This window comes from Streptomyces sp. NPDC127108, assembly GCF_042677545.1.
Taxonomy (GTDB): Bacteria; Actinomycetota; Actinomycetes; order Streptomycetales; family Streptomycetaceae; genus Streptomyces.
Genome location: NZ_JBHXTE010000018.1, coordinates 1 through 22,825, shown reverse-complemented (window position 1 = coordinate 22,825; position 22,825 = coordinate 1). Strand labels below are relative to the sequence as shown.

The following is a 22,825-nucleotide window of genomic DNA, read 5'->3' as shown; positions in this document are numbered from 1 at the left end:
CCCCCGAGTCGTGCGCTGTCATGAGCCGTGTACGGGCCATGCAAGCCGTGCAGGGACACAAGGATCGCCGTTTCCCGCCCCGCACGCAGCCACCCTCACGTAATCTCCCCCTTCGGCAGCTCCCCCTTCCGGATGGCGGGGCCGCCCGGTCGGTGGCACCTGCAACGACGGCTCGTGCGAGGATGAGGCGACCCGATGACGGGCTTGACTAGGCGAAAGGGCCGAACCTGACGTGAGTGAGAATCAGAACCTCCTCGCGGAGCAGCGTCGCGCCCTGATCCTCGACGAGGTCCGCCGCCGTGGCGGCGTCCGCGTCAATGAACTCACCAGAAAACTGGGCGTGTCGGATATGACCGTCCGTCGGGATCTGGATGCCCTCGCCCGCCTCGGCGTCCTGGAGAAGGTGCACGGCGGCGCCGTTCCGGTGGCCGAGGCCAGCACGCACGAGCCGGGCTTCGAGGCCAAGTCGGGCCTGGAGCTGAGCGCCAAGGAGGACATCGCGCGGACCGCGGCGACGCTGGTGGCGCCGGGCACGGCCATCGCGCTCTCCGGCGGCACCACGACGTACGCGCTCGCCCATCAGCTGCTCGACGTCCCGGACCTGACGGTCGTGACGAACTCGGTGCGGGTGGCCGACGTCTTCCACTCCGCGCAGCGCAGCTCCGGCCAGCGGCAGGGCGCGGCCACGGTGGTCCTCACGGGTGGGGTGCGCACGCCGTCGGACTCCCTCGTCGGGCCGGTCGCCGACCAGGCGATCGCGGCACTCCACTTCGACGTGCTCTTCCTCGGCGTGCACGGCATATCGGCCGAGGCCGGTCTGTCCACGCCGAACCTCGCGGAGGCGGAGACGAACCGGCGCCTGGTGCAGTCCGCGCGCCGCGTGGTCGTGGTCGCGGACCACACCAAGTGGGGCACGGTGGGCCTGAGTTCGTTCGCCACGCTCGGCCAGGTGGACACGCTGGTGACGGATGCGGGGCTGCCCGCGCGGGCCCGTGCGGAGATCTCCGAGCAGCTGCGTCGGCTCCTGGTCGCGGGCGCGCCCGAGGACGCCGGGGACACCGCCGAGGCCCCGGGCGCCGCCGAGGACGAGAACTCCGCAGACTTCTGACAGGCCCGCGGCTATGGTGGGCGGGCCCGGTCAACCGCCTCGTCCCGCCTGGGGGTCGCGTTCATGCCACGCCGACTGAGGCCCGAGGGCCTGGAGTTCCTCGAGACCGCTCCGGTGCGTCTGGTGTTCACGCACGACGTCGCGGCGCCGCCCAAGGCGGTGTACGAGGTCCTCGAGGACGTCCGGCGGCTGCCCTCGTGGCACAGCTCGGTGGTGTACGCCCGGCCGTTCGACGACGGCTCGGGCCGTCTGGTGCGCGTCCAGGGCCGCTTCTGGTTCCGCGAGTCCTTCCTCGCCACGGACGCGCCCACGCGGTACGCCTACCGCATCGACCTGACCAACTTCCCCGGCCTGCGCGCCCTGGTGGAGGAGTGGCGGCTCATCCCGCTGGAGCCGGCCGACGGCCGGGGCCCGGGCACCCGCGTGCAGTGGACGTACGCGGCGGACGCCGTGGCCCTGACCCGCTTCCTGATGAAGCGCGGCGGCCGCCGGGGCATGGGCACGTCCTTCCACGCGGCGGTCGCGAACCTGGACCGGCAGCTCTCCGGCACGACCGGCGGCTGACCCGGCCCTGGCTCCGGCCCCCGATCGCCTCCGGGGCTAGTCGGCCTGCGCGGGCCACTCCCCCGTGGCGAGCAGCCCCTCGATCGTCCGCTCGTACGGCGCGATGTCGAGCCCCTGAGCGGCCAGCCACGCGTCCGAATAGTACTTGTCCAGGTAGCGGTCACCCGGGTCGCAGATGAGGGTGACGACGCTGCCCGTGCGGCCCGCGGCCACCATCTCCGCGGTGATCCTGAGGGCGCTCCACAGGCCCGTGCCGGTCGAGCCGCCCGCCTTGCGGCCGATCGCCCGGTCCAGGGCGCGCACCGCGGCCACGCTCGCCGCGTCGGGGACCTTCATCATGCGGTCGATGGCGCCGGGCACGAAGCTCGGCTCCATCCGCGGCCTGCCGATGCCCTCGATGCGCGAGCCGCAGTCACTGGAGGCGTCCGGGTCGTTCTTCGTCCAGCCGTCGAAGAAACAGGAGTTCTCCGGGTCGGCGACACAGATCCGGGTGTCGTGCTGCATGTAGTGCACGTAGCGCGCGATGGTCGCGGAGGTGCCGCCGGTGCCCGCCGTGGCGACGATCCACGCGGGCTCCGGGTGCCGCTCCAGGCGCAGTTGCTGGAACATCGACTCGGCGATGTTGTTGTTGCCGCGCCAGTCGGTGGCCCGTTCCGCGTAGGTGAACTGGTCCATGTAGTGGCCGCCGGTCTCGACGGCGAGGCGGGCGGACTCCGCATACATGGTGCGCGAGTCGTCCACGAAGTGGCACCGGCCGCCGTGGAATTCGATGAGGCGGCACTTCTCGGCGCTCGTCGTGCGCGGCATCACCGCAATGAAGGGGACGCCGATGAGCTTCGCGAAGTACGCCTCGGAGACGGCTGTCGAGCCGCTGGAGGCCTCGATCACGGGGCGGCCGGGACGGATCCAGCCATTGCACAGGCCGTACAGGAACAGCGAGCGGGCGAGCCGGTGCTTGAGGCTGCCGGTCGGGTGCGTCGACTCGTCCTTGAGGTACAGGTCGATGCCCCACTGCTCGGGCAGCGGGAAGCGCAGCAGATGGGTGTCCGCGGAGCGGTTGGCGTCGGCCTGGACCTTGCGCACTGCCTCTTTCAGCCAAGTGCGGTACGCGTCGTCGCTGCGGTCCACGTCGAGGGTGGCCATCGGCTCGTCTGCCGGATCGTGCTGGGTGGTGCTCACCGCGGGCTCCTTAGGCCTCGTGCCGGAACGGGATCGGTCCGGCCGGACACCTCGATGATAAACACCCACAACACGGCTCTCACCTGCATAAACACACCTTTTGACCTCCCAAAGGAGGCCCTTGCCCACCGGGTGGCCCCGCGCGGCGGGCCGCGCCGGTCACGCACCGAAGTGGCATGTGCGTCGTCGCCGGGCACACTGGTCCTCGACGCCGTGCGCGTGCACACTGCACCGCACGGAACAGGGGTAGGTTCCAAGCAGGTGCCGTGCGACGGGCGTGCGGCGCCGTGCGTCACCACACTGAGGGCGCGCCGACACCAGGCGCACGAGGGGGCGGAGCCACATGGCGGAGCCTGAGTTCAGGGCCACGGGCGTACGGATCGGGCGGCGGTTGCGCTCGCTGACCCATGCGGGCCAGGTCCGGATCAGCGACGGCAGGCTGGAGTTGCTCACCAGTTACGGCACGGAGATCGACAGCGCGCCGCTGCGTGCGGTGCGCACGGCCAAACCATGGTTCGCCCCGCACGACAAAGCGCTCGCCGAGGTGAACGGCACCCGTTACCTGCTGACCCTCAGCGAGCACGATCCGGTGCCCGGGGAGGCGGGCCCACCCACGGTCCGGACCTTCCTCGAAGCGGTACGACGCGCGACCGGCGGGCGCCGGGACTGAGGGGCGCGGCCGGGGCGCGACTTGCACGCCCCCACCCCCTGAGTCACGCTGGTGTCACATCACTCTGGGTTTACCGGTGATAACGCTGCGAACCAGCCCGCCGGTCACCATGGCAGGCGGCGGCGCGAGCGGCCCCTGCTGGATCCGAACGCCGTCTTCTTCCGGACCTCATTTCGGGGAGTCGCACCGTGATCAGCCAGCCAAGCAGGCATTGCACGGTAGAGCTCCAAGCCCTGCCGTCGCGGATCGGCCAGGTCCGCAGAATCGTCTCTGCGCAGTTGCGCTACTGGCATCTTGATTCCTTGATAGACCAGGCCGCGCTCGGCGTGACCGAGTTGTTGACCAACGTCCACCGGCACGCGGAGCCGGACAAGACCTGCACCGTGGAGATCGAGCTGCTGCTCGAACACCTCATGGTCTCCGTCCACGACCACGATCCGAGGCTTCCCGTGGTGCGCGACGCCGATCCGTTCGAGACCTGCGGACGCGGGCTTGCGATGCTCGCGGCGGTCAGCGAGAGCTGGGGCGCGCAGCCGCAGGGCGACACGGGCAAGGTCGTCTGGTTCACGCTCTGCACTCCGTCGGTCACCACGACGCTGCCGGCCTATCCGGGGTACGGCACCGTGTGCGCCAAGACCTTCGCCGAGGCTCCCACCGCCGTCGGCGCCCATGCTCCCGCCCGGTCCGCCGTTGCCGGCTGACCGGGCGGTGACTTCACCTCCGCGCGACTCGTCGTACGCGTTGGCGTAGTCCTTTCTGTCCGAGCCCTCCTACGTCCCTTCGCGTACGAGGACTCATCGGCCGCCCCGTGCGCGGCCCCGCCCGCCTCGCGCGTCACTCCGCGGCGATGGCCCTCAGGACGTCGAGGCGGGCGGCGCGCCGGGCCGGGCGGAGGCCCGCGAGGGCTCCGGCCGCCAGGCCCACCAGGGCGACCACGGCGAGCTGTGCCGGCGGCAGCGCGAACGCGAAGTCGCTGTCGGACGCGCCGTCGGACGCCTTGACCAGGACCCAGCCGAGGAAGCCGCCGAGCGCCAGGCCGCCCGCCGTGCCGAACGCGGCGACCAGGACGGACTCCCAGCGGACCATGGCCCGCAGCTGTCCGCGGGTCTGGCCGACGGCGCGCAGCAGGCCCAGTTCGCGGGTGCGTTCGTGCACGGCGAGGGTGAGGGTGTTGGCGATGCCGAGCAGGGCGATGAGGACGGCGAGGGCGAGCAGGGCGTAGACGAGGGTCAGCATCATGTCGATGCCGCCGGCCGCGGACTCGGCGTACTCGTCGCGGGTCTGGACCTCGGGGTTGCCGTACTCCTTCGCCACGGCCGACACCGCGGCCTCGCCGTCCGCCGCGCTCACCCCGTCCTTGAAGGTCACCGACACCAGCGTGTCGGAGTCCTGGGCGCGGTGCGGGGCCCAGGCGTCGCGGGTGATGACGTAGTCGCCCGCGAGCTCGGACTGTCCGTAGACCGCGCGGACCGTGAAGGTGTCCTTCTTGCCGTCGGTGAAGGCGAGTTCGGCCTTGTCGCCGACCTTGAGGTGCTGCTTGTCGGCCTCCTTGCGGGTGAGGGCGATGCCGTCGTCGCCCAGACCGCCCATCGAACCCTCGACGTTGCCGAGGTCGAAGGACTTGGCGAGCGCGACCGGGTCGGTGACGGTCAACGCCCTTCCCTCGCCGTTGACTTCGGCCACTCCCCGGCCGAGGCCGACGGCCGTGGCGACCTCCGGGCGCTCCGCGATCGCGGGGGCGAGCCGGGGGCTGAGTCCACTGCCGCCCGCGCCGAAGGACGGCGTGCTGACCGCGACGTCGCCCGCGAAGGAGCGCGACACCGTCTGGTCCATGGTGGCCTTCAGCGAGGCGCCGAAGACGGTGAACAGGCAGACGACGGCGACGCCGATCATCAGGGCGCTCGCGGTGGCCGCGGTCCGCTTGGGGCTGCGCAGGGCGTTGCGCCGGGCCAGCGAGCCGGTGACGCCGCGCAGCCGGTCGAGCGGCCCGCCGAGGACGCGTACCGCGCGCGACGAAGCGACGGGCCCGAGGACCACGAACGCGGCGAGGGCGAGGACGGCGCCGCCGCCCGCGAGCCAGATGGACGGCGAGGCGAGCACGCCGACCAGGGTGAGGGCGACGGCCGTGAGGGCGATGCCGGTGCCGGCGAGCGCGCGGGTGCGGGAGGCGCCGGAGTGGTCGACGGCCGTCTCGCGCAGCGCCGCCAGCGGGGCGGTGCGTCCGGCGCGCACGGCGGGCAGCAGCGCGGAGGCCACGCACACGGCGACGCCGACCGCGAGGGGCAGCAGCATCGAGGTACCACTGATCACCAAGTCGCCCTCGGGAAAGGGGAATCCGATGGCCGGGAACAGCGCCTGGAGCCCGGCGGCGATGCCGATGCCGCCCGCGAGGCCCGCGGCGGACGCCACGACGGCGACGACGGACGCCTCGGTCAGGGTCGACGCGGTGACCTGACGGCGGGAGGCGCCGAGGGCCCGCAGGAGCGCGTTCTCGCGGGTGCGCTGGGCCACGACGATGGCGAAGGTGTTGTGGATGGAGAAGGTGGCCACCAGCAGCGCGATGCCGGAGAAGACCAGCAGGAACGTGGTGAACAGGGTCAGGAACTGACCGGAGATCATGTCGGAGTTCTCCTCCGCCGCCTCCTGTCCGGTGATGGCCTCGACTCCCTTGGGCAGTACGGGAGTCAGCGCGTCGACGAGCTCCCGCTGACTCGTTCCGGGCCCGGCGCGCACCTGCACGGTGGCGGCCTCGCCCGGCTTCGGCATCAGGTACTTCTCGGCGTCGGCCCGCGTCATGCCCGTGAACGTCGTCTGCGCCATGCCGTCCTCGCCGCCGAACGTGGCGAGGCCGACGATCGTGACCTTCACCGGGTCGGGGGTGCGCAGGGTCGTGGTGTCGCCGATCTTGAGGTCGCCGCTCTCGGCGGCGCCTCGGTTGACGACCACCTCGCCGCTCCTGGCGGGGGCGCGGCCCTCGGCGAGGCGGTAGGCGTTCAGCTCCGGGTCGGTGATCCAGTTCCCGGCGAGGGTGGGCGGGCCCTGGCCGCCGATCGGGTCGCCGTCCTTGCCGACGAGCTGGCCCGCGCCCTGGATGCCGGGCACGGCGGCGGCGACGCCCGGGACCTTCTCGATGCGGTCGACCAGGGCGGTGTCGACGTTCTGGCGCACGCCCTGGCTCTCGCCGGGCGCGGTGATGGTGTTGGCGCTGCGGACGACCGCGTCGGTGCCGCGCGTCGCGTTGCCGAACATCGTGTCGAAGCTGGCGCGCAGGGTGTCGCCCATGACGAGGGTGCCCGCGAGGAAGGCGACGCCGAGCAGCACCGCGAAGAACGTACCGGCGAAGCGGCGCTTGTGGCCGCGCAGCGAGGTGAGGCTGATGCGGAGGGCGGCGGCCAGGGAGCCGGTGGGGGCGCCGGGCCGGGCGGGGCCCCGCGGGCCGGTGGGGCTGCCGGGCCCGGCGGCGCCCCGCGGACCGGTGGCACTCATGAGGGTGCTCCTTCGGGGATCGTGGCCGACCGCGTGTCGAACGCCTTCAGGCGGTCCAGGACCTTGTCGGCCGTGGGCGCCGCCATACGGTCCACCAGACGGCCGTCGGCGAGGAAGACGACCTCGTCGGCGTGGGCGGCGGCCACCGGGTCGTGGGTGACCATGACGACGGTGCGGCCCATCTCGCGCACCGCCCGGCCGAGCAGGCCGAGGACCTCCTCGCCGGAGCGGGAGTCGAGGTTGCCGGTGGGCTCGTCGGCGAAGACGACGTCGGGGCGGCCCGCGAACGCCCGTGCCACGGCGACGCGTTGCTGCTGGCCGCCGGAGAGTTCGGCGGGCCGGTGGCGCAGCCGGTCGCGCAGGCCGACGACGTCGATGAGGGCGTCCGTCCACTCCAGGCTGTCCTGGTCGAAGCGCCGTCCCGCCAGGTCCATGGGCAGCGTGATGTTCTCGGCGACGGTCAGCGTCGGCACCAGGTTGAAGGCCTGGAAGACGAAGCCGACGCGGTCGCGGCGCAGCAGGGTCAGGCGCCGGTCGTCGAGCGGGCCGAGCTCGGTGTCGCCGATGTACGCGGAGCCGGAGGTCAGGGTGTCCAGACCGGCCGCGCAGTGCATCAGGGTGGACTTGCCCGAGCCCGACGGGCCCATGATCGCGGTGAAGCGTCCGGCGGGGAAGCCGACGCTCACGCCGTCGAGGGCGGTCACCGCGGTGTCGGAGGACGAGCCGTAGACCTTCACGGCCGACTCGACCCGCGCGGCGTCCGGGGCCGCTGACGGCTGCCGGAAGTCGGCGGTGTTCATGCCCTGCCGCCCTTCGCGCTCCGGCCGAACTCCTCGTTGAGGACGCTCAGTCGGCGCCAGTACTCGTCCTCGTCGATCTCACCGGCGGCGAAGCGGTGGCCGAGCACGGCGATCGGCGACTTGTCGTCGCTCCCGCCGGTCCGCCAGGGTCCGCGCCGGCCGCGCCAGACGGTGCGGCGCAGGAAGGTCACGACGCCGATGACGACGGCCGCCCAGATCAGCGGGAAGAACAGGATCCACGGGCCGGGTCCGCCGTCGAATGCCAGGGTCTGCATGGTGTCCATCTCCTCGGGAAGCGGGGTGGACCAGCGGCGTGACCAGGGCTTCCGGCCCTCGGTACGCACTGGTTCGGTGCGCTTTCGAGACTCCTCGCCGGGGGGCGTGAAGTCGTCGTACGCCCAGCGGCAGTACGCGTACCTCCCGGGGAGTACACAGCCCGCCGCCGCCTGCTTCTCCGGTACGGAGCAACGCCCTCGCACCCTCCCCGACTCCTCCCACCTGGACTTCTGTACCTATTAGTATGTACAGTCTGGCCATGAGCACTCCGGAGCGTCTGATCGAGTCCACGCGTGAACTGCTGTGGGAGCGCGGCTACGTCGGCACCAGCCCCAAGGCGATCCAGCAGCACGCGGGCGCCGGGCAGGGCAGCATGTACCACCACTTCGCGGGCAAGCCGGATCTCGCCCTCGCGGCGATCCGCCGCACCGCCCAGGAGATGCGCGCCACGGCGGAGGCGTCCCTCGCCGGTGACGGACCGGCGTACGACCGCGTCGCGGCCTACCTCGGGCGCGAGCGTGACGTGCTGCGCGGCTGCCCGGTCGGGCGGCTGACGATGGACCCCGACGTGATCGCGAGCGACGAGCTGCGGGCGCCGGTCACCGAGACCCTGGAGTGGCTGCGCGGGCGGCTCGCGGACATCGTCCAGGAGGGCGTGGACCGGGGCGAGTTCAGCGCTTCGCTGGACGCGGGCGAGGTCGCTTCGGCGGTCGTCGCGACCGTGCAGGGCGGCTATGTGCTCGCGCGCGCGACGGGCTCGCCGGAGGCGTTCGACGCGGGGGTGCGGGGGTTGCTGGCGCTGCTGGCGCCGCGCTCCTGAGCACCGCCTCCGCCTGCTTTCCTCTCCTCCCTGATTTCCTCTTGCCCCCTGTTTCCCTCCGACCTGTTTTCTTCCGACCTGCTTCCCTCCGGCCTGTTTCCCTCCGACTCAAGTTCCGCTCTCCTCCACCGAGTTAGGGACCACCCGTGCACATCACCCGCAGCCGCCCCGCCAGCAAGCAAGGCCCCGCCGAGAACTTCACCGGCACCGTCTGGCTCGACGAGATCGCGCACCCCGAACCGCCTTCCCGGATCCGCGTGTTCAGCGTCCACTTCGCCCCCGGCTCCCACACGGCCTGGCACCGGCACCCGCACGGGCAGGTCCTGCACGTCACCGAGGGCGAGGGGTTCGTGCAGCGCGACGGCGGTCCCGTCGAGCCCATCAGGGCGGGCGACACCGTATGGATCGCGCCGGGCGAGCGCCACTGGCACGGCGCCGGGCCGCGCACGTTCATGACCCATCTCGCCGTCGTCGAGGCAGCGGACGACGGCGCGACGGTGACGTGGGAGGAACTCGTCCCCGACCCGGAGTACCCGCCGACCTCCTGAGGCCCGCGCCACTCCCCCGCCACCGTCCGCACCTTCCCTGGAGCACGTATGCACGCCAAGCAGTACGAGATCACCCTGCCCGCCGACTACGACATGGGCGTCATCCGCGACCGGGTGGCGACGAAGGGCCATCTCCTCGACGACTTCCCGGGGTTGGGCTTCAAGGCGTACCTGATGCGCGAACGCGGCGTCGACGGCTCACCGGTGAACCAGTACGCGCCGTTCTACCTCTGGAACACCGAGGAAGGCCTGGGCTCGTTCCTCTGGGGTCCCGGATTCCAGGGGCTGTGCGACGACTTCGGGCGGCCGGTGGTGCAGCACTGGATGGCGGTGGGGTACGAGGACGGGGGCGCCGCCGGTGACCGGCCCCGCACCGCCGTGCGGCACCGCAGGCCCGTTCCCGAGGGCACCCGCAACACCGACATCACCGAGGAACTCCTGGCGGAGGCACGGTCGTCGGCGGAGCGGGACGGGGTCGTCGGCGTGCTGGTCGCGGTCGATCCGCGGCACTGGGAGGCGGTGACGTTCTCGCTGTGGGCCGAGGGCGCGGAGGTGCGGGCCAGCGGTGAGGTGTTCCAGGTGCTGCACTGCTCGACGCCGGAGCTGGAGCGGGTGGGGCGGGGGCGGGCGTGGTGAGCGCGGGGGTGTCGGGTGCGGGTGGGGCGGACGGGGGTGCGTCGGGTGCGGTCGTGTCGGATGCGGTCACGTCGGATGCGGTCACGTCGGATGCGGTCACGTCGGGCCCGGGTACGGCCGCCGTCCGGACCGTCCTCGGTGATGTCGGACCCGGCGACCTGGGGGTCTGTGACGCCCACGACCACCTCTTCCTGCGCAGCCCGCAACTGCCGGGCCAGGAACTGGACTCCGTGGCCGCCGCCGCGGCCGAGCTGGCCGCGTTCGGCGCCGAGGGCGGGCGGAGCGTCGTGCAGTGGACCCCGCACGGCATGGGGCGGCGCGCCGCAGAGCTGCCCGGCCTCGCGCGCACGACGCGCGTCCGGATCGTGGCGGCCACCGGGCTGCACCAGGCGGTGCACTACTCCCCGGAACTCCTCGCGGAGCTGGGCGCCGGGGACCCCGACGTCCTAGCGGCGCTGTTCGTGCGCGAACTCACGCGGGGCATCGGCGACAGCGGTGTGCGGGCCGGACTGATCAAGGTCGCGGGCGGCTTCCACGGCCTGGACGCGCACGCCCGCTGGACGATGACCGCGGCGGGCGGCGCCCATCGGGCGACGGGCGCGCCCATCGCCGTACACCTGGAACTCGGCACGGGCGTCCTGGACGTACTCGACCTGCTGTGCGGCGAGTTGGGGGTCCCGCCGGACAAGGTGATCCTCGGGCACCTCAATCGCGCCCCCGACCTGGAAGTGCACCGGGAGGCGGCATCGGCGGGCGTCTGGCTGGCCTTTGACGGGCCGTCACGGGCCAACCACGCCACGGACTGGCGGATGCCGGACGCGGTGCGCGCCCTCGCGGACGCCGGGCACGGCGATCAGCTCCTCCTCGGCGGCGACACGACGACCGCAGGAGCGCGTTCCGTGAACGGCGGCCCGGGCATGCCGCACCTGCTGCGCCGGGTACGGCCACGCCTGGAACTGGCCGTGGGCAAGGAGCTGGTGGACCGGATCGTCACCGTGAACCCGGGGCGGGCGCTCGGGGTCGTGTGGCCGGAGTGAGTCGGATCCGGGGGGCGGGCGCTGCGGGTACGGGCGCGGGGTGAGGCGGAAGCACCGCATCGCAACGCGCCGCACCGCAACCCGCCGCCCCGCCCCGCACCACCGGTCCACCCCAGGCCCAGCATCGCCCTAGACCTCTCGCGCCGCCCCGGCTCCCGCACCCGCGTCCTCATTCACACCCGCATCCGCACCCCCATCAGCATCCGCACCCGGATGCGCACCCGCCCCCACCGACGCCTCCCGGTACGCGGCCACCGCCCGTTCCGTGTCCTCGTTCACCAGATCGGCGTTGATCTGCGCCGCCGCGAACGCCCCCGCCGCCGCGGCCCCGCCGACCTGCGCGGACAGGTCCGAGGCGTTGCCCGCGATCCATACGCCGGGCGCGTCCGTACGTCCCGTCGCGTCCGCCGGCACGTACTCGCCCGCGGGGTGCGGCACCGGCTCCACCCCGAGCCCCTTCAAGAAGCCGACGCGCGCCACCATCCGCGGCCCGACGACCAGGGCCTCCCGGCGCACCAGCCTCCCGTCGGCCATGCGCACGCCCACGACACGGTCGTCGACGACCTCCAGGGCGGCGACCTCCCCCTCCACCACGCGGATACCGCGGGCGGCGAGGCGTTCCGCCTCCTCGGCGGTCAGCGGCTCCGCGGTGTGCGCGAAGTACGTGATGTCGGCGCTCCACTGCCGCAGCAGCAGCGTCTGGTGCAACGACATCGGCCCGCCCGCGAGCACGCCGATGGCCTGGTCCCGCACCTCCCAGCCGTGGCAGTACGGGCAGTGGAGCACGTCCCGGCCCCACCGCTCGCGCACCCCCGGCACGTCGGGCAGCTCGTCGACCAGGCCGGTCGCGACCAGCACCCGGCGCGCCCGGACCGTCCGGCCGTCGGTCAGGCCGACCACGAAGCCGTCCCCGTTCCGGGTGACCTCGTCGACCTCGCCGGACACCACCTGGCCGCCGTACCCGCGCACCTCGGCCCGGCCGCGCTCCAGGAGTTCCGCGGGCGGGGTGCCCTCCCGCCCGAACAGCCCGTGCACGGCGTCAGCCGGGGCGTTGCGCGGCGCTCCCGCGTCCAGGACCACCACGGACCTGCGCGCCCTGGCCAGCGTCAGCGCACCGTTCAGACCCGCGGCGCCACCGCCGATCACCACTACCTCGTACTCGTCACCCAGTTGATCGCTCATCGCTAACACCTCCACCACGACCATGCGCCGCCGCCCCCAAGAACGCAAATGACGTTGCCGTATCAGCAAACTCCGGGCCCGTATTGCATCACGCGTTCCAAAACGGCTACGGTACCGACATGGCCCGACCACGGACGTTCGACGAGGACCGGGCCCTGGACGCGGCGATGCGCGCCTTCTGGGCGAATGGCTACGAGGCCACCTCGACCCAGGACCTGTGCGAAGCCACCGGACTGGGCCGCAGCAGCATCTACAACACCTTCACCAGCAAGCACGACCTGTTCCGGCGCGCTCTGGCGCGCTACATCGAGCTGATGAGCGTGCCCCAGGCCGAGATCCTGGAGGACGCCGGACGCTCCGGCATGGAGCGGATCCAGGCCCTGTTCACCCGCGTCGTGACCAGCGAGTACGAGTACCGCGAGGACGACGGGACGAGCATCGGCTGCCTCACCGTCAACACGGTCGTGGAGCTGGTGCGGCGCGACCCGGAGGCGGCCGCGCTCGTCGAGCGCGACCTCGGCCTCCGGCTCGGCCTCATGCGCGTCGCCCTGGAGACGGGACAGCGCGACGGAACGATCACCGCCGCACGGGACGCCGACGCGCTCGCCCGGTTCATCAACGCCGTCATCGGCGGAATGCGCGTCTCGGCGCAGGCGGGGGCGGGCCGCGCGGTCCTGGAATCGATCGCCGACACCGCCCTGGACGCCCTGCGCCCCTGACACTCCGCCCCCCGCACCTCTACGCCCCCGCCCCACCCCCGTGCGCCGCCGACGCGACGCGTCGACCTCGCGCCTGCCCCGGGCCACTCATGCACGGATTCTGTACTGATCTATCCAATACTCGACCACCCCGATCACGCCTCTCTGTACGCCTCTCTGATCTGTACGCCTCTCTGAAGGAGCAGCACCCATGCCCCGCGCCGTATACGTCCTGGCCCTAGGCATCTTCGCCATGGTGACCAGCGAGTTCGTCGTCGCCGGACTCATGCCGCAGATGGCCGACGGGCTCGACGCCACGATCCCGGAGATCGGCTATCTGATCACCGCCTTCGCCGTGGCGATGGCCTTCGGCGGGCCGTTCCTGACGGTCGCCCTGCTGAAACTCCCGCAGAAGCGGGCCCTGATGGTGCTGTTCGGCATCTTCCTCGGCGGCAACGTGCTCGCCGCCCTCGCCCCGGACTACTGGACGATGCTGGTGGCGCGCGTCGTCACCGGCGTCGCCTCGCAGGCCTTCTTCGGCGTGGGCATCTCCATGGCCACCCGGCTCACCCGCCCCGAGATACGCGGCCGCGCCGTCGCCGTGGCTCTCAACGGGCTCATGCTGGGCACACTCCTCGGCCTTCCGCTGGCCACCGTCGTCGGTGAACACCTGGGCTGGCGCGCGGCGTTCTGGGCCATCACCCTGCTGACGGTGCTCGCCGCCGCGGCCACCTTCGTCGGCGTACCGCGGGTCGAGCGCGCCCAGGACGAGTCCGGTTCGCTGCGCGAGGAGCTCGGCGCCTTCAAGAGCCCCCGGCTCTGGCTCACCCTCACCACCAGCACCTTCGTGATCGGTGCGACGTTCGCGGCGTTCAGCTACCTCAACCCGATCCTCACCGAGATCACCGGCTTCGCCACCGGCACGGTGCCGCTGCTGCTCGTCGCGTACGGCGCCGCCACCCTCATCGGCAACACCGTCGTCGGCCGCCTCGCCGACCGGCACACGCTGCCGGTCCTGGTCACCGGCCTGCTCCTGAACTTCGCGTTCCTGGTCGGCTTCGCGCTCCTCGCCGACCTGCCCGTCGGGGCCGTGGTGATGATGCTGGGCATCGGCCTGGTCGGCGTCACCATGAACCCGGCGATGGTGACCCGCGTGCAGCGCGTGGGCAACACCGGAGCGCTGGTCAACAGCGTCCACTCGTCGTTCATCACGGGCGGCATCATCATCGCCACGTCCATCGGCGGACCGGCCATCGACGCCTACGGGCTGCGGGCGCCGCTGTGGATCGGCGCCGGGCTCGCGGTGCTCGGACTGCTGTCCCTCGTACCGGACTTGAGGCGGCGCGCGGCACAGGCCCCGGCTCCCGCCGATGCCCCCTCACCCGCGCCCGCACGGGAACCCGTCGAGGTCGGCTGACCTCGCCGGTCAAGCCTGAACCAGCGCCCCCAGGGGGTCGTCGAGCACCGGCTGCCAGGCCAGCTCGGCGGCCCCCACCAGGCTGTTGTGGTCGAGGGTGCAGGCCAGGATGGGGACGCCGCCGCTGCGGCCCCACAGGCTGCGGTCGGCCACGACGGCGCGCAGCCGCTCCGGGTCGGCCTCCAACAGGGCACGGTGCAGCCCGCCGAGGATGATCCGGTCCGGGTTGAGGATGTTCACCAGGCCCGCGAGGCCGAGGCCGAGCCGGTCGATAAGGGCCTCGATCGCCGTCCGCACCGCCGGGTCGGCGTGCTCCTCGGCGACGAGCCTGCGGGCCTGCACGAGCAGGCCCTCGGGGCTCGGCTCGACACCCGCCGCCGCGAGGAAGGCCATCGGGTCGGTCTCCACGTCCAGGCAGCCGCGGCTGCCGCAGTGGCACGGGCGCCCCTCCGGGTGCACGGTGAGGTGACCGACCTCCAGGGCCAGGCCCGAACTGCCCGTGTGCAGCCGCCCGTCCAGGACGAGGGCGCCGCCGACACCGCGGTGCCCGGTCGCCACGCACAGCAGGTCGCGCGCGCCGCGCCCCGCGCCGTGCCGGTGCTCGGCGAGCGCCGCCAGGTTCACGTCGTTGCCGGTGAACGCCGGGCCCCCGATGCCCGCGTCCCGTACGCAGTTCGCGAAGATCTCCCGGACCTGCGCGCCCGCGGGCCAGGCCAGGTGCAGCGGGTTGAGGGCGGTGCCCTCCGGCTCGGCGACGGCGGACGGCACCGCCAGGCCCGCGCCCACACACCGTCGGCCGGTCTCGCGCAGGAGCTGCGCGCCCGCCTCGATGACCGAGCCGAGCACCTGCGCCGGGTCGGCGTCGATGGTCTCGCAGCCGGGCGCGGTGGCGACGATCCGGCCGCCCAGGCCGACCAGGGCGGCCCGGAAACCGTCGGCGTGCACCTGCGCCGCGAGGGCGACGGGTCCGTCTCCGGCGACGGAGAGCCGGTGCGAGGGCCGCCCCTGGGAGCCCGCGGCGGCACTCGGCTTGGCGTCGACGCTGATCAGGCCGAGCGCCTCCAGCTCCGCGGCGACCGCTCCGGCCGTGGCGCGGGTGACGCCCAGCTCGGCGGTGAGGACGGCTCGGGTGGGGGCGCGCCCGGTGTGGACGAGTTCGAGGGCGGGGCCGAGCGCGGTGCGACCGCGCTCCAGACGCGTACGCGTGGACAGATGTGCCTCACCCCGGGTGGCAGCCTTCCCGTTCATGAGGGCGAGTCTCCCATGATCCGTACGCCGTCTCGCCGTTCAGCCGTCATCCCGTCTTCCCCTCTCGTGTCCCCGCGCGCCGCGGACCCACGCGCCCCGTGCGCACGCCTGCCGCGACGCGATCGCGCGCACACCGCGAGGAAACCGTCTTGTCGACAACCCGGCTTCCCCTCTACGCTGACTTTGTGCCGCTACTAAACAAAACCATGCCGGGGGCCCCAGGAGCCACTCCACCGGGGTCCGGGCCGACCGTTCGGGAGCCATCCGGGTCAGTGACCGCCCGCTGACCCGACCGAGGTCCGGAACCCCTGCGCCAAGGGGCCAGAGCTGCGCCCGCCTTCCCTCGCCCCTCCCTCTCTCTTTCCCCTCCCCGCTGACGTGCTCCGTGCGCGACCGGACGGGACCCGAGCACACCCCGAGGAGACACCCGCCCATGCGCTCCGCAACGTCCTCGCCCGCGCCACCTCACGGCGCCACGCAGGGCGACAACCTCACCCGGCTCCGCGCCGTCCTCACGGTCTTCTTCGCCCTCGACGGCTTCATATTCGCCGGATGGGTCGTCCGCATCCCCGCCATCAAGGAACAGACCGGCGCCTCGTCCAGCGCCCTCGGACTCGCCCTGCTCGGCGTCTCCGTCGGGGCCGTGGTCACGATGATGCTCACCGGACGCCTCTGCCACCGCTACGGCAGCCACCCGGTCACGGTCGTCTGCGGTGTCCTGCTGTCGCTGAGCGTCGCGCTGCCGCCGCTGACCCACTCCGCGGCGGCCCTCGGTGCCGTGCTGTTGATCTTCGGGGCCGCCTACGGGGGGATAAACGTCGCTTTCAACAGCGCCGCGGTGGACCTCGTGGCCGCCATGAAACGACCGATCATGCCCAGCTTCCACGCGGCCTTCAGCCTCGGCGGAATGATCGGCGCGGGTCTCGGCGCGCTCATCGCGGGGTCGGTGTCCCCCACCGTCCACCTGCTCGGCCTCACCGTGATCGGCCTGCTCGTCACCGCCGTCACGGGACGCGCGCTGCTGCGCCTGGAGCCTCCGGCGCCCCCGCGTGAACGGCACTCCAAGCACAGCCGCTCCGAGCGCCTCACCCCCCGCACCCGCGGACTCGTGATCGTCTTCGGCCTGATCGCGCTCTGCACGGCGTACGGCGAGGGGGCACTCGCCGACTGGGGCGCGCTCCACCTCGAACAGGACCTCAACACCCACCCGGGCGTGGCAGCCGCCGGATACTCGTGCTTCGCGCTCGCCATGACGCTCGGCCGCGCCACCGGCACGGCGCTCCTCGAACGGCTCGGCCGGACCCGGACCCTGGTCGCGGGCGGCGCGACCGCCGCCGTCGGCATGCTGCTCGGCGCACTCGCCCCGTCCGTGTGGGCGGCGCTCCTCGGCTTCGCCGTCACCGGCATCGGCCTCGCCAACATCTTCCCGGTCGCCGTCGAACGCGCCGGCGCCCTCGCCGGAGCCAGCGGCGTGGCCATCGCCTCCACCTTCGGCTACACCGGCATGCTCCTCGGCCCGCCCGCCATCGGCTTCATGGCGGACTGGTTCACCCTGCCCACGGCGCTCACCAGCGTGGCCCTTCTCGCCGCGGTGGCCGCCGTCATCGGCTTCAGCACGCGCCGGGTCGTCACGTGACCTCGGCGCGGGACCACGCACCTAGCGAGGACGGGCGGGGCTCAAGACCGCCCCCGCCCACCCCCGACCACGCCACAACCCGCCACGCCGCGCGTATTCTTCGCCCGTGAAGCTGCACTTCGAGACACGCCCGTCCGACTCGCCGTGGGTCGACACGGTGTGGACCTGCACGGGCGGGCAGGTCACGACGATGACCGCCGTCGCAGGTGTGCGCTGGGGCCTGGTGTTCTGGGAGCAGGACGGCCGGGCGTACGCGTCCGTCACCGGCCCCGCGACCCGGACCGCCACGGCGCCGGTGCCGCAGGGCGCGACCTTCACGGGCATCGAGTTCGCCGTGGGCACATCGTTGCGGGCCGTGCCCACACCCGCGTTGGTCGACGGCGGCATCGAACTCCCCGACACCGGGCGCCGGACGTTCCGGCTGGACGGCGCGCGCCATGAGACGCCTGGTCCGGACGACGCCGAGGCCATGGTCGAGCGCCTCGTCCGGGCCGGGATCGTGGTCCGTGACCCGCTCGTCGCCGAGGTGCTGCGGGGTCAGCACCGCCCGGACGTCTCACAGCGGACGGTCGAACGTCGATTCCGCGCCGCGACCGGGCTGACGCGGGGCGCCATCCGGCAGATCGAGCGGGCCCGCACGGCGGCGGAGCTGCTGGCGGCCGGCGATCCGGCCGCCGATGTCGTCGCCAGGCTCGACTACTTCGACGAGCCGCACCTGGCCCGCGCGCTGCGCTCGTACGTCGGGCGCACCGTCAGGCAGCTGCGCCAGGGCGTCGGGTGCGCGATCGGCCTCGACCTGGAGACTAGTGCTTGACGTCGTAGACCAGCTTCAGGATCCCGTTCGAGTAGCTCTGTGACTCGCGCAGCGTGAGCATCTGCTTGTCGCGGTCGGCCCGGCCGAACAGGCTCTTCCCGGCACCGAGCAGCACGGGGAAGACAAGCAGGTTGTACTGGTCGATGAGGCCCGCGTCCGCAAGCCGCCCCGCCAGCTCGGCGCTCCCGTGAATGAAGATCGCGCCGCCCTCGCCCTCCTTGAGCGCGGCGACATCCTCGGTCGAACGCAGGATGGTTGTCGGTCCCCACCCGTCCACGAGAGCGTCGTCGGACAGCGTGCTCGACACCACGTACTTGGGCATCTCCTTGTAGTCGGCGTGGTCCTCCGAGCCGGGCCAGACCGACGCGAACGCCTCGTAGCTTCGGCGGCCGAACATCAGCGCCGTCGTGTCGGCGAGTTCCTCGCTCTTCAGCGACCAGGCCTCCGGCACGAACTCGAGATCATTGACCACCCAGCCGCCGCTGCGGTGCTCTTCCCCCGGCCCGCCGCCCGGCGAGTCCACGACGCCGTCGAGTGACATGAAACCGGTGTAGACCAGGCTGCGCATGGTGCTGTCTCCTCTTGATCGGGCGAGCTGTTGGGCTCACGCTATGGCGGCCCGCGGGGGCCGTCTTGGACGGAAACGACAGCGGACGCGGAGCGCGCGACCGAGGCACCGGGCGCAGGCGCCGCGTCCCCGTGCTCGACACGCTTGGTGACGGGATAACGACGGTACTGCCGACCCATGACGGGTAATGCTCGTCCATGAGGATTGTCGTGCTCTGCGGTGCGGAGAGCCTCGAACGCTACGTCTCCCTGGAATCCGGACTCTCGGTCGCCCGTGCGTTGACGGAGCTCGGACACGAAGTCGAGGTGATCGACCCGGCCGCCCCGCACCCGGTGCTCGCGGGGCCGACTCGCGACGCCGACGCGCTGCCACGGTTCACCTCAACGGGCCGCCTACCCGACAGGGACGAAGCGGAGGACCGACGGCAGATGTTCTCCGCACTCACCCACGGCCCCGTCCTCGACGCGCTGCGCACCGCCGACCTGGCCTTCCTCGCGCTGCACGGGGGCTGGGGCGGCGACGGGCACGTGCAGTCCCTCCTGGAGATGGCCCGCATCCCCTTCACCGGTGCGGGCAGCGCGCAGTGCAGCCTCGCCTGGGACAAGCGACGCACGCTGCAACTGCTGCCGCACGCGGGGGTGCGGGTAGGGCCGTGGACGGCGCACCGCGCGGACGACGGACACCTGCCGCCGGAGCCCGTCGCGCTGCTCAAAGAGGGCCCTGTCGTGGTGAAGTCCGCGGCGGGAACGGCCCATGAGCTGCTCCATCTGGTCTGCGTGGAGGAAGAGTTGTCCCGAGTGCTCCATGGCATGCCCCGCGGCGAGGAGGTGGTGCTCACCCCTTATCTGCCCGGCCGGGAGTTCTCGGTGGGAGTGCTGGGCCGCCGCGTACTGCCCGCCGTCGAGTACGCGTTCGACGGTCCCTTCCTGGACTACCGGCAGAAGTACGCCGAGGGCGGCGCGTCCCATACCTGCCCCGCTCCCATCCCGCCGCGGCTGGAGCGGCATCTGCGCGAGCAGGCCCTGCGAGCCCACCGGGCCGTAGGTCTTGGAGACGAGGACTACTCCCGCTCGGACTTCCGTTGCGACGTGCAGGGAGAACCGCACTGCCTGGAGGTGAACGCCTGCCCGGGACTGCGCACGACCAGCGCCCTCGCCCACGGAGCCGCAGGCGCTGGCCTCACCTACCCCGCTCTCATCGACCAGATCGTGCGCTTGCGGAGGCACGACAGCGGTCACGACGGGCGCTGAGGACTCTGCCTGGGCCGCTGTCGCTGGAGTCCGCTCCATCCTGCACAATCCCCGCATGAAGACTGCCGAGCACACAGAAGTCCTGGACCGCGAAGGCACGTTGCTGGCCGCCGCGGCAGCGGCCGCGGGCCTCGACGCGCCCGTGCCGACGTGCCCCGACTGGCAGGTCCGCGACCTGCTGCGGCACACCGGGACAGTGCACCGCTGGGCCACGCGGTTCGTCGCGGAGGCGCTCGTCGAGTTCCAGCCCTGGCAGGAGCGGCTCGACCTGGACGGCGACGCCCTGCTCGACTGGTTCCGCGAGGGGCACGCTCACCTGGTCGCCGCGCTGCGGGACGCGCCCGTCGCCCTGGAGTGCTGGACGTTCCTGCCCGCGCCGTCGCCGCTCGCCTTCTGGGCCCGGCGGCAGGCCAACGAGACGGCCGTCCACCGGATCGACGCCGAGTCCGCGCGCGGCGGCACGCCGTCGACCCTGGACGCGCAGTTCGCGGTGGACGGGATCGACGAGTTGCTGCGCGGGTTCCACGGGCGCGAGAAGAGCCGGATGCGGACGGCCGAGCCGCGGGTGCTTCGGGTGCGGGCCACGGACGCGGAGGGGACGTGGACGGTACTTCTGTCCACCGGCGTCGCCGTCACCGAGCGGGGCGGGACGGGGCCCGCGGACTGCGAGGTGTCGGGCGCGGCCGCGGACCTCTATCTGGCCCTGTGGAACCGGCGGTCGTTCCCGGCGGTGTCGGGGGACGCCGGTCTGGCGGCGCTGTGGAGTGAGAAGTCGGGCGTCTGAGACCGCGGGCCCGGCGTCAGGCGCCCGCGCCCGCGCCGGGGAGCATCCGCGCGAGGACCGCCCGCTGCACCGGCCGCGCCTCGGCGTGCACCTTGCGCCCCTTGTCGGTGAGGCAGACCCGGACGCCGCGGCGGTCCTCGCTGCACATGCCGCGCTCCACCAGGCCGTCCTTCTCCAGACGGCCGATGAGGCGGGAGAGAGCGCTCTGGCTGAGGTGCACGTGGCAGGCGATGTCCTGGACGCGGCAGGAGTCGTCGCCGTCCTCCGCGAGGCCCGTGGCGAGCACGTCGAGCACCTCGAAGTCGCTTGCGCCGAGGCCGTGCTGATGCAGCTCCCGGTCCAGCTCGCACTGGGTGCTCGCATGCACCGCGAGGATGTCCCGCCACTGCTTCACGAGCCGCTGCTCGGCGTCAGTCGCCGTGGGCCCGGCCTTGGTCGCCGCCATGGACGCACGGTAGCAGGAACGGGACCTTTATTGCACATGAATTAAATGCACTTGCATTCAATGCATGCGCATGCGAGTCTCCTCGGCATGACTTCTCCGCTCCCTCCTGCCTCCCCGTCCCAGGAGCGCTGGACCCCGCGTCTGTGGGGCACGCTGCTCGTGCTGTGCGCAGCGATGTTCCTGGACGCGCTCGACGTGTCGATGGTCGGCGTCGCCCTGCCCTCCATCGGCTCCGAACTCGACCTGTCCACCTCGTCCCTGCAGTGGGTGGTCAGCGGCTACATCCTGGGTTACGGCGGTCTGCTGCTGCTCGGCGGCCGGGCGGCGGACCTGCTCGGACGCCGTGAGGTGTTCCTGATCGCGCTCGGCGTCTTCGCCCTGACCTCGGTGCTCGGCGGGCTCGTCGACTCCGGTCCGCTGCTCATCGCGAGCCGCTTCGTGAAGGGCCTCAGCGCCGCGTTCACCGCGCCCGCGGGCCTGTCGATCATCACCACGACGTTCGCCGAGGGCCCGGTCCGCAACCGCGCCCTGTCCATCTACACCACCTGCGCCGCCACCGGCTTCTCCCTCGGCCTGGTTCTGTCCGGCGTGCTCACGGAGGTCAGCTGGCGGCTCACCATGCTGCTGCCCGCGCCCATCGCCGTGATCGCGCTCGTCGCCGGTCTCAAGCTCATCCCGCGCTCGGCGCGCGAGGAGAAGCGCGGCGGCTACGACGTGCCGGGCGCCGTGACCGGCACGGCGTCGATGCTGCTGCTCGTCTTCTCCGTCGTACAGGCCCCCGAGGTCGGCTGGGCCTCCGCGCGCACGCTCCTCTCGTTCCTGGCCGTGGCCGTCCTGCTCGCCGCCTTCGTCGCCATCGAGCTGCGGACCCCGAACCCGCTGATCCGCCTCGGCGTGCTGCGCTCCGGGCCGCAGATCCGGGCCCAGCTCGGCGCCGTGACGTTCTTCGGCGGCTATGTGTCGTTCCAGTTCATCGCCACCCAGTACCTGCAGTCGCTGCTCGGCTGGTCGGCCCTGGAGACGGCGCTCGCGTTCCTGCCCGCGGGCGTGATCGTGGCGCTGTCCGCCACGAAGATCGCCGGTGTCATCGACCGGTTCGGCACCACCCGCGTCATCGTGACGGGCTTCGCGCTGCTCGTGGCGTCGTACGGCCTCTTCCTGCGCATCGACCTCACGCCCACGTACGTCGCGGTCATCCTGCCGTCGATGGTGCTGCTCGGCATCGCGTGCGCGCTGGTCTTCCCCTCGCTCAACATCCAGGCCACCAACGGCGTGGACGACCACGAGCAGGGCATGGTCTCCGGCCTCCTGAACACCTCCATCCAGGTCGGCGGGGCGGTGATCCTCGCGATCACCACCGCGGTCATCACGGCCGACGGCGGCTCCGCCGAGGGCACCGCGTCGCCGCAGGCCGTCCTCGACAGCTACCGGCCCGGCCTGGTCCTCGTGACGCTGTTCGCGCTCGCGGGCCTGCTCATCAACCTCACCGGACTGCGGGCACGCCGCAAGCAGCAGACCGTCGTCGTCGCCAAGTCGCCGACCACGACCCCGTCCCGGGAGTCCGCGGACGAGCGGGTGTCCGTGGGCGACTAGCCCCGCGGACCCGGTCGACCTGTGCGGCCCCAGAGACGCGGAACGGCCTGGCGTGGATCCCACGCC

Annotated in this window: 23 protein-coding genes; 15 read left to right on the top strand and 8 right to left on the bottom strand. The window is 72.5% G+C overall.

What is annotated here, in order from left to right; all coding sequences use genetic code 11:
* The first annotated feature begins 232 nt into the window (after positions 1 to 232).
* Positions 233 to 1,108: a DeoR/GlpR family DNA-binding transcription regulator gene (locus ACFVHO_RS16775; RefSeq protein WP_385714370.1), complete on the top strand. Its 876-nt coding sequence runs from the start codon at positions 233 to 235 to the stop codon at positions 1,106 to 1,108.
* A gap of 63 nt (positions 1,109 to 1,171) precedes the next feature.
* Entirely contained in the window at positions 1,172 to 1,672 is a 501-nt protein-coding gene (locus tag ACFVHO_RS16770; RefSeq protein WP_385714367.1) for an SRPBCC family protein, read from the top strand.
* Positions 1,673 to 1,708: 36 nt separating this feature from the next.
* Here ACFVHO_RS16770 and ACFVHO_RS16765 read toward each other — a convergent pair whose 3' ends face one another.
* Positions 1,709 to 2,815: a PLP-dependent cysteine synthase family protein gene (locus tag ACFVHO_RS16765; RefSeq protein WP_385714722.1), complete on the bottom strand. Its 1,107-nt coding sequence runs from the start codon at positions 2,813 to 2,815 to the stop codon at positions 1,709 to 1,711.
* Between the two features lie 379 nt (positions 2,816 to 3,194).
* Here ACFVHO_RS16765 and ACFVHO_RS16760 point away from each other — a divergent pair, with 379 nt between their 5' ends.
* Positions 3,195 to 3,521: a hypothetical protein gene (locus ACFVHO_RS16760; RefSeq protein WP_385714365.1), complete on the top strand. Its 327-nt coding sequence runs from the start codon at positions 3,195 to 3,197 to the stop codon at positions 3,519 to 3,521.
* A gap of 188 nt (positions 3,522 to 3,709) precedes the next feature.
* Entirely contained in the window at positions 3,710 to 4,222 is a 513-nt protein-coding gene (locus ACFVHO_RS16755; RefSeq protein ID WP_385714362.1) for an ATP-binding protein, read from the top strand.
* A gap of 133 nt (positions 4,223 to 4,355) precedes the next feature.
* On the opposite strand, the gene ACFVHO_RS16750 is transcribed toward ACFVHO_RS16755, so the two are convergent.
* The 3 genes from ACFVHO_RS16750 to ACFVHO_RS16740 all read right to left on the bottom strand — a co-directional run bounded on the left by ACFVHO_RS16750 (position 4,356) and on the right by ACFVHO_RS16740 (position 8,082).
* The gene (locus ACFVHO_RS16750; protein WP_385714719.1) at positions 4,356 to 6,917 is read right to left on the bottom strand and encodes an ABC transporter permease; all 2,562 of its coding nucleotides are present in this window, start codon (positions 6,915 to 6,917) and stop codon (positions 4,356 to 4,358) included.
* Between the two features lie 86 nt (positions 6,918 to 7,003).
* Complete coding sequence (locus ACFVHO_RS16745) at positions 7,004 to 7,807, bottom strand: ABC transporter ATP-binding protein (protein ID WP_385714359.1); 804 nt, start codon at positions 7,805 to 7,807, stop codon at positions 7,004 to 7,006.
* Positions 7,804 to 8,082 carry an SHOCT domain-containing protein gene (locus tag ACFVHO_RS16740; RefSeq protein ID WP_385714356.1) on the bottom strand — a complete coding sequence of 93 codons (279 nt, stop codon included), beginning with the start codon at positions 8,080 to 8,082 and terminating at the stop codon, positions 7,804 to 7,806. The genes ACFVHO_RS16745 and ACFVHO_RS16740 overlap by 4 nt, the downstream gene beginning before the upstream one ends.
* A gap of 245 nt (positions 8,083 to 8,327) precedes the next feature.
* On the opposite strand from ACFVHO_RS16740, the gene ACFVHO_RS16735 reads away from it, so the two are divergent.
* The 4 genes from ACFVHO_RS16735 (at position 8,328) to ACFVHO_RS16720 (ending at position 11,124) form a co-directional block, all read left to right on the top strand.
* Complete coding sequence (locus tag ACFVHO_RS16735; protein ID WP_385714353.1) at positions 8,328 to 8,903, top strand: TetR/AcrR family transcriptional regulator; 576 nt, start codon at positions 8,328 to 8,330, stop codon at positions 8,901 to 8,903.
* Between the two features lie 146 nt (positions 8,904 to 9,049).
* Positions 9,050 to 9,451: a cupin domain-containing protein gene (locus ACFVHO_RS16730; RefSeq protein WP_385714351.1), complete on the top strand. Its 402-nt coding sequence runs from the start codon at positions 9,050 to 9,052 to the stop codon at positions 9,449 to 9,451.
* 48 nt (positions 9,452 to 9,499) lie between these two features.
* Complete coding sequence (locus tag ACFVHO_RS16725) at positions 9,500 to 10,087, top strand: DUF4865 family protein (protein WP_385714348.1); 588 nt, start codon at positions 9,500 to 9,502, stop codon at positions 10,085 to 10,087.
* Between the two features lie 158 nt (positions 10,088 to 10,245).
* Positions 10,246 to 11,124, top strand: coding sequence for a phosphotriesterase (locus ACFVHO_RS16720; protein WP_385714716.1), 879 nt, complete (start codon positions 10,246 to 10,248; stop codon positions 11,122 to 11,124).
* A 129-nt stretch (positions 11,125 to 11,253) separates the two neighbouring features.
* Here the strand turns inward: ACFVHO_RS16720 and ACFVHO_RS16715 are convergent, their stop codons facing one another.
* Positions 11,254 to 12,306 (bottom strand): NAD(P)/FAD-dependent oxidoreductase, encoded by a 1,053-nt coding sequence (locus tag ACFVHO_RS16715; RefSeq protein ID WP_385714345.1) that lies wholly within the window; start codon positions 12,304 to 12,306, stop codon positions 11,254 to 11,256.
* 119 nt (positions 12,307 to 12,425) lie between these two features.
* On the opposite strand from ACFVHO_RS16715, the gene ACFVHO_RS16710 reads away from it, so the two are divergent.
* Positions 12,426 to 13,025 carry a TetR/AcrR family transcriptional regulator gene (locus ACFVHO_RS16710; RefSeq protein ID WP_385714342.1) on the top strand — a complete coding sequence of 200 codons (600 nt, stop codon included), beginning with the start codon at positions 12,426 to 12,428 and terminating at the stop codon, positions 13,023 to 13,025.
* A 190-nt stretch (positions 13,026 to 13,215) separates the two neighbouring features.
* Positions 13,216 to 14,421, top strand: coding sequence for an MFS transporter (locus tag ACFVHO_RS16705; protein ID WP_385714339.1), 1,206 nt, complete (start codon positions 13,216 to 13,218; stop codon positions 14,419 to 14,421).
* Between the two features lie 9 nt (positions 14,422 to 14,430).
* Here the strand turns inward: ACFVHO_RS16705 and ACFVHO_RS16700 are convergent, their stop codons facing one another.
* The gene (locus ACFVHO_RS16700) at positions 14,431 to 15,669 is read right to left on the bottom strand and encodes an ROK family protein (protein ID WP_385714337.1); all 1,239 of its coding nucleotides are present in this window, start codon (positions 15,667 to 15,669) and stop codon (positions 14,431 to 14,433) included.
* 433 nt (positions 15,670 to 16,102) lie between these two features.
* On the opposite strand from ACFVHO_RS16700, the gene ACFVHO_RS16695 reads away from it, so the two are divergent.
* Both ACFVHO_RS16695 and ACFVHO_RS16690 read left to right on the top strand, forming a co-directional pair.
* Entirely contained in the window at positions 16,103 to 17,305 is a 1,203-nt protein-coding gene (locus ACFVHO_RS16695; RefSeq protein WP_385714336.1) for an MFS transporter, read from the top strand.
* Between the two features lie 106 nt (positions 17,306 to 17,411).
* Positions 17,412 to 18,119, top strand: a complete 708-nt coding sequence (locus ACFVHO_RS16690) for a helix-turn-helix domain-containing protein (RefSeq protein ID WP_385714333.1) — start codon at positions 17,412 to 17,414, stop codon at positions 18,117 to 18,119.
* Here ACFVHO_RS16690 and ACFVHO_RS16685 read toward each other — a convergent pair.
* Positions 18,109 to 18,687 (bottom strand): dihydrofolate reductase family protein, encoded by a 579-nt coding sequence (locus ACFVHO_RS16685; protein WP_385714330.1) that lies wholly within the window; start codon positions 18,685 to 18,687, stop codon positions 18,109 to 18,111. The genes ACFVHO_RS16690 and ACFVHO_RS16685 overlap by 11 nt on opposite strands.
* A 197-nt stretch (positions 18,688 to 18,884) precedes the next feature.
* On the opposite strand from ACFVHO_RS16685, the gene ACFVHO_RS16680 reads away from it, so the two are divergent.
* Together ACFVHO_RS16680 and ACFVHO_RS16675 are read left to right on the top strand one after the other, a co-directional pair.
* A complete protein-coding gene (locus ACFVHO_RS16680; RefSeq protein WP_385714327.1) occupies positions 18,885 to 19,937 on the top strand; it encodes a D-alanine--D-alanine ligase in 1,053 nt (350 codons plus the stop codon).
* A gap of 55 nt (positions 19,938 to 19,992) precedes the next feature.
* A complete protein-coding gene (locus ACFVHO_RS16675; protein WP_385714325.1) occupies positions 19,993 to 20,721 on the top strand; it encodes a maleylpyruvate isomerase family mycothiol-dependent enzyme in 729 nt (242 codons plus the stop codon).
* 16 nt (positions 20,722 to 20,737) lie between these two features.
* Here ACFVHO_RS16675 and ACFVHO_RS16670 read toward each other — a convergent pair whose 3' ends face one another.
* Positions 20,738 to 21,166: a MarR family winged helix-turn-helix transcriptional regulator gene (locus tag ACFVHO_RS16670; RefSeq protein WP_385714322.1), complete on the bottom strand. Its 429-nt coding sequence runs from the start codon at positions 21,164 to 21,166 to the stop codon at positions 20,738 to 20,740.
* Between the two features lie 87 nt (positions 21,167 to 21,253).
* Between ACFVHO_RS16670 and ACFVHO_RS16665 the strand changes: the two genes are divergently transcribed.
* Positions 21,254 to 22,759, top strand: a complete 1,506-nt coding sequence (locus ACFVHO_RS16665) for an MFS transporter (RefSeq protein WP_385714319.1) — start codon at positions 21,254 to 21,256, stop codon at positions 22,757 to 22,759.
* Positions 22,760 to 22,825 lie beyond the last annotated feature (66 nt).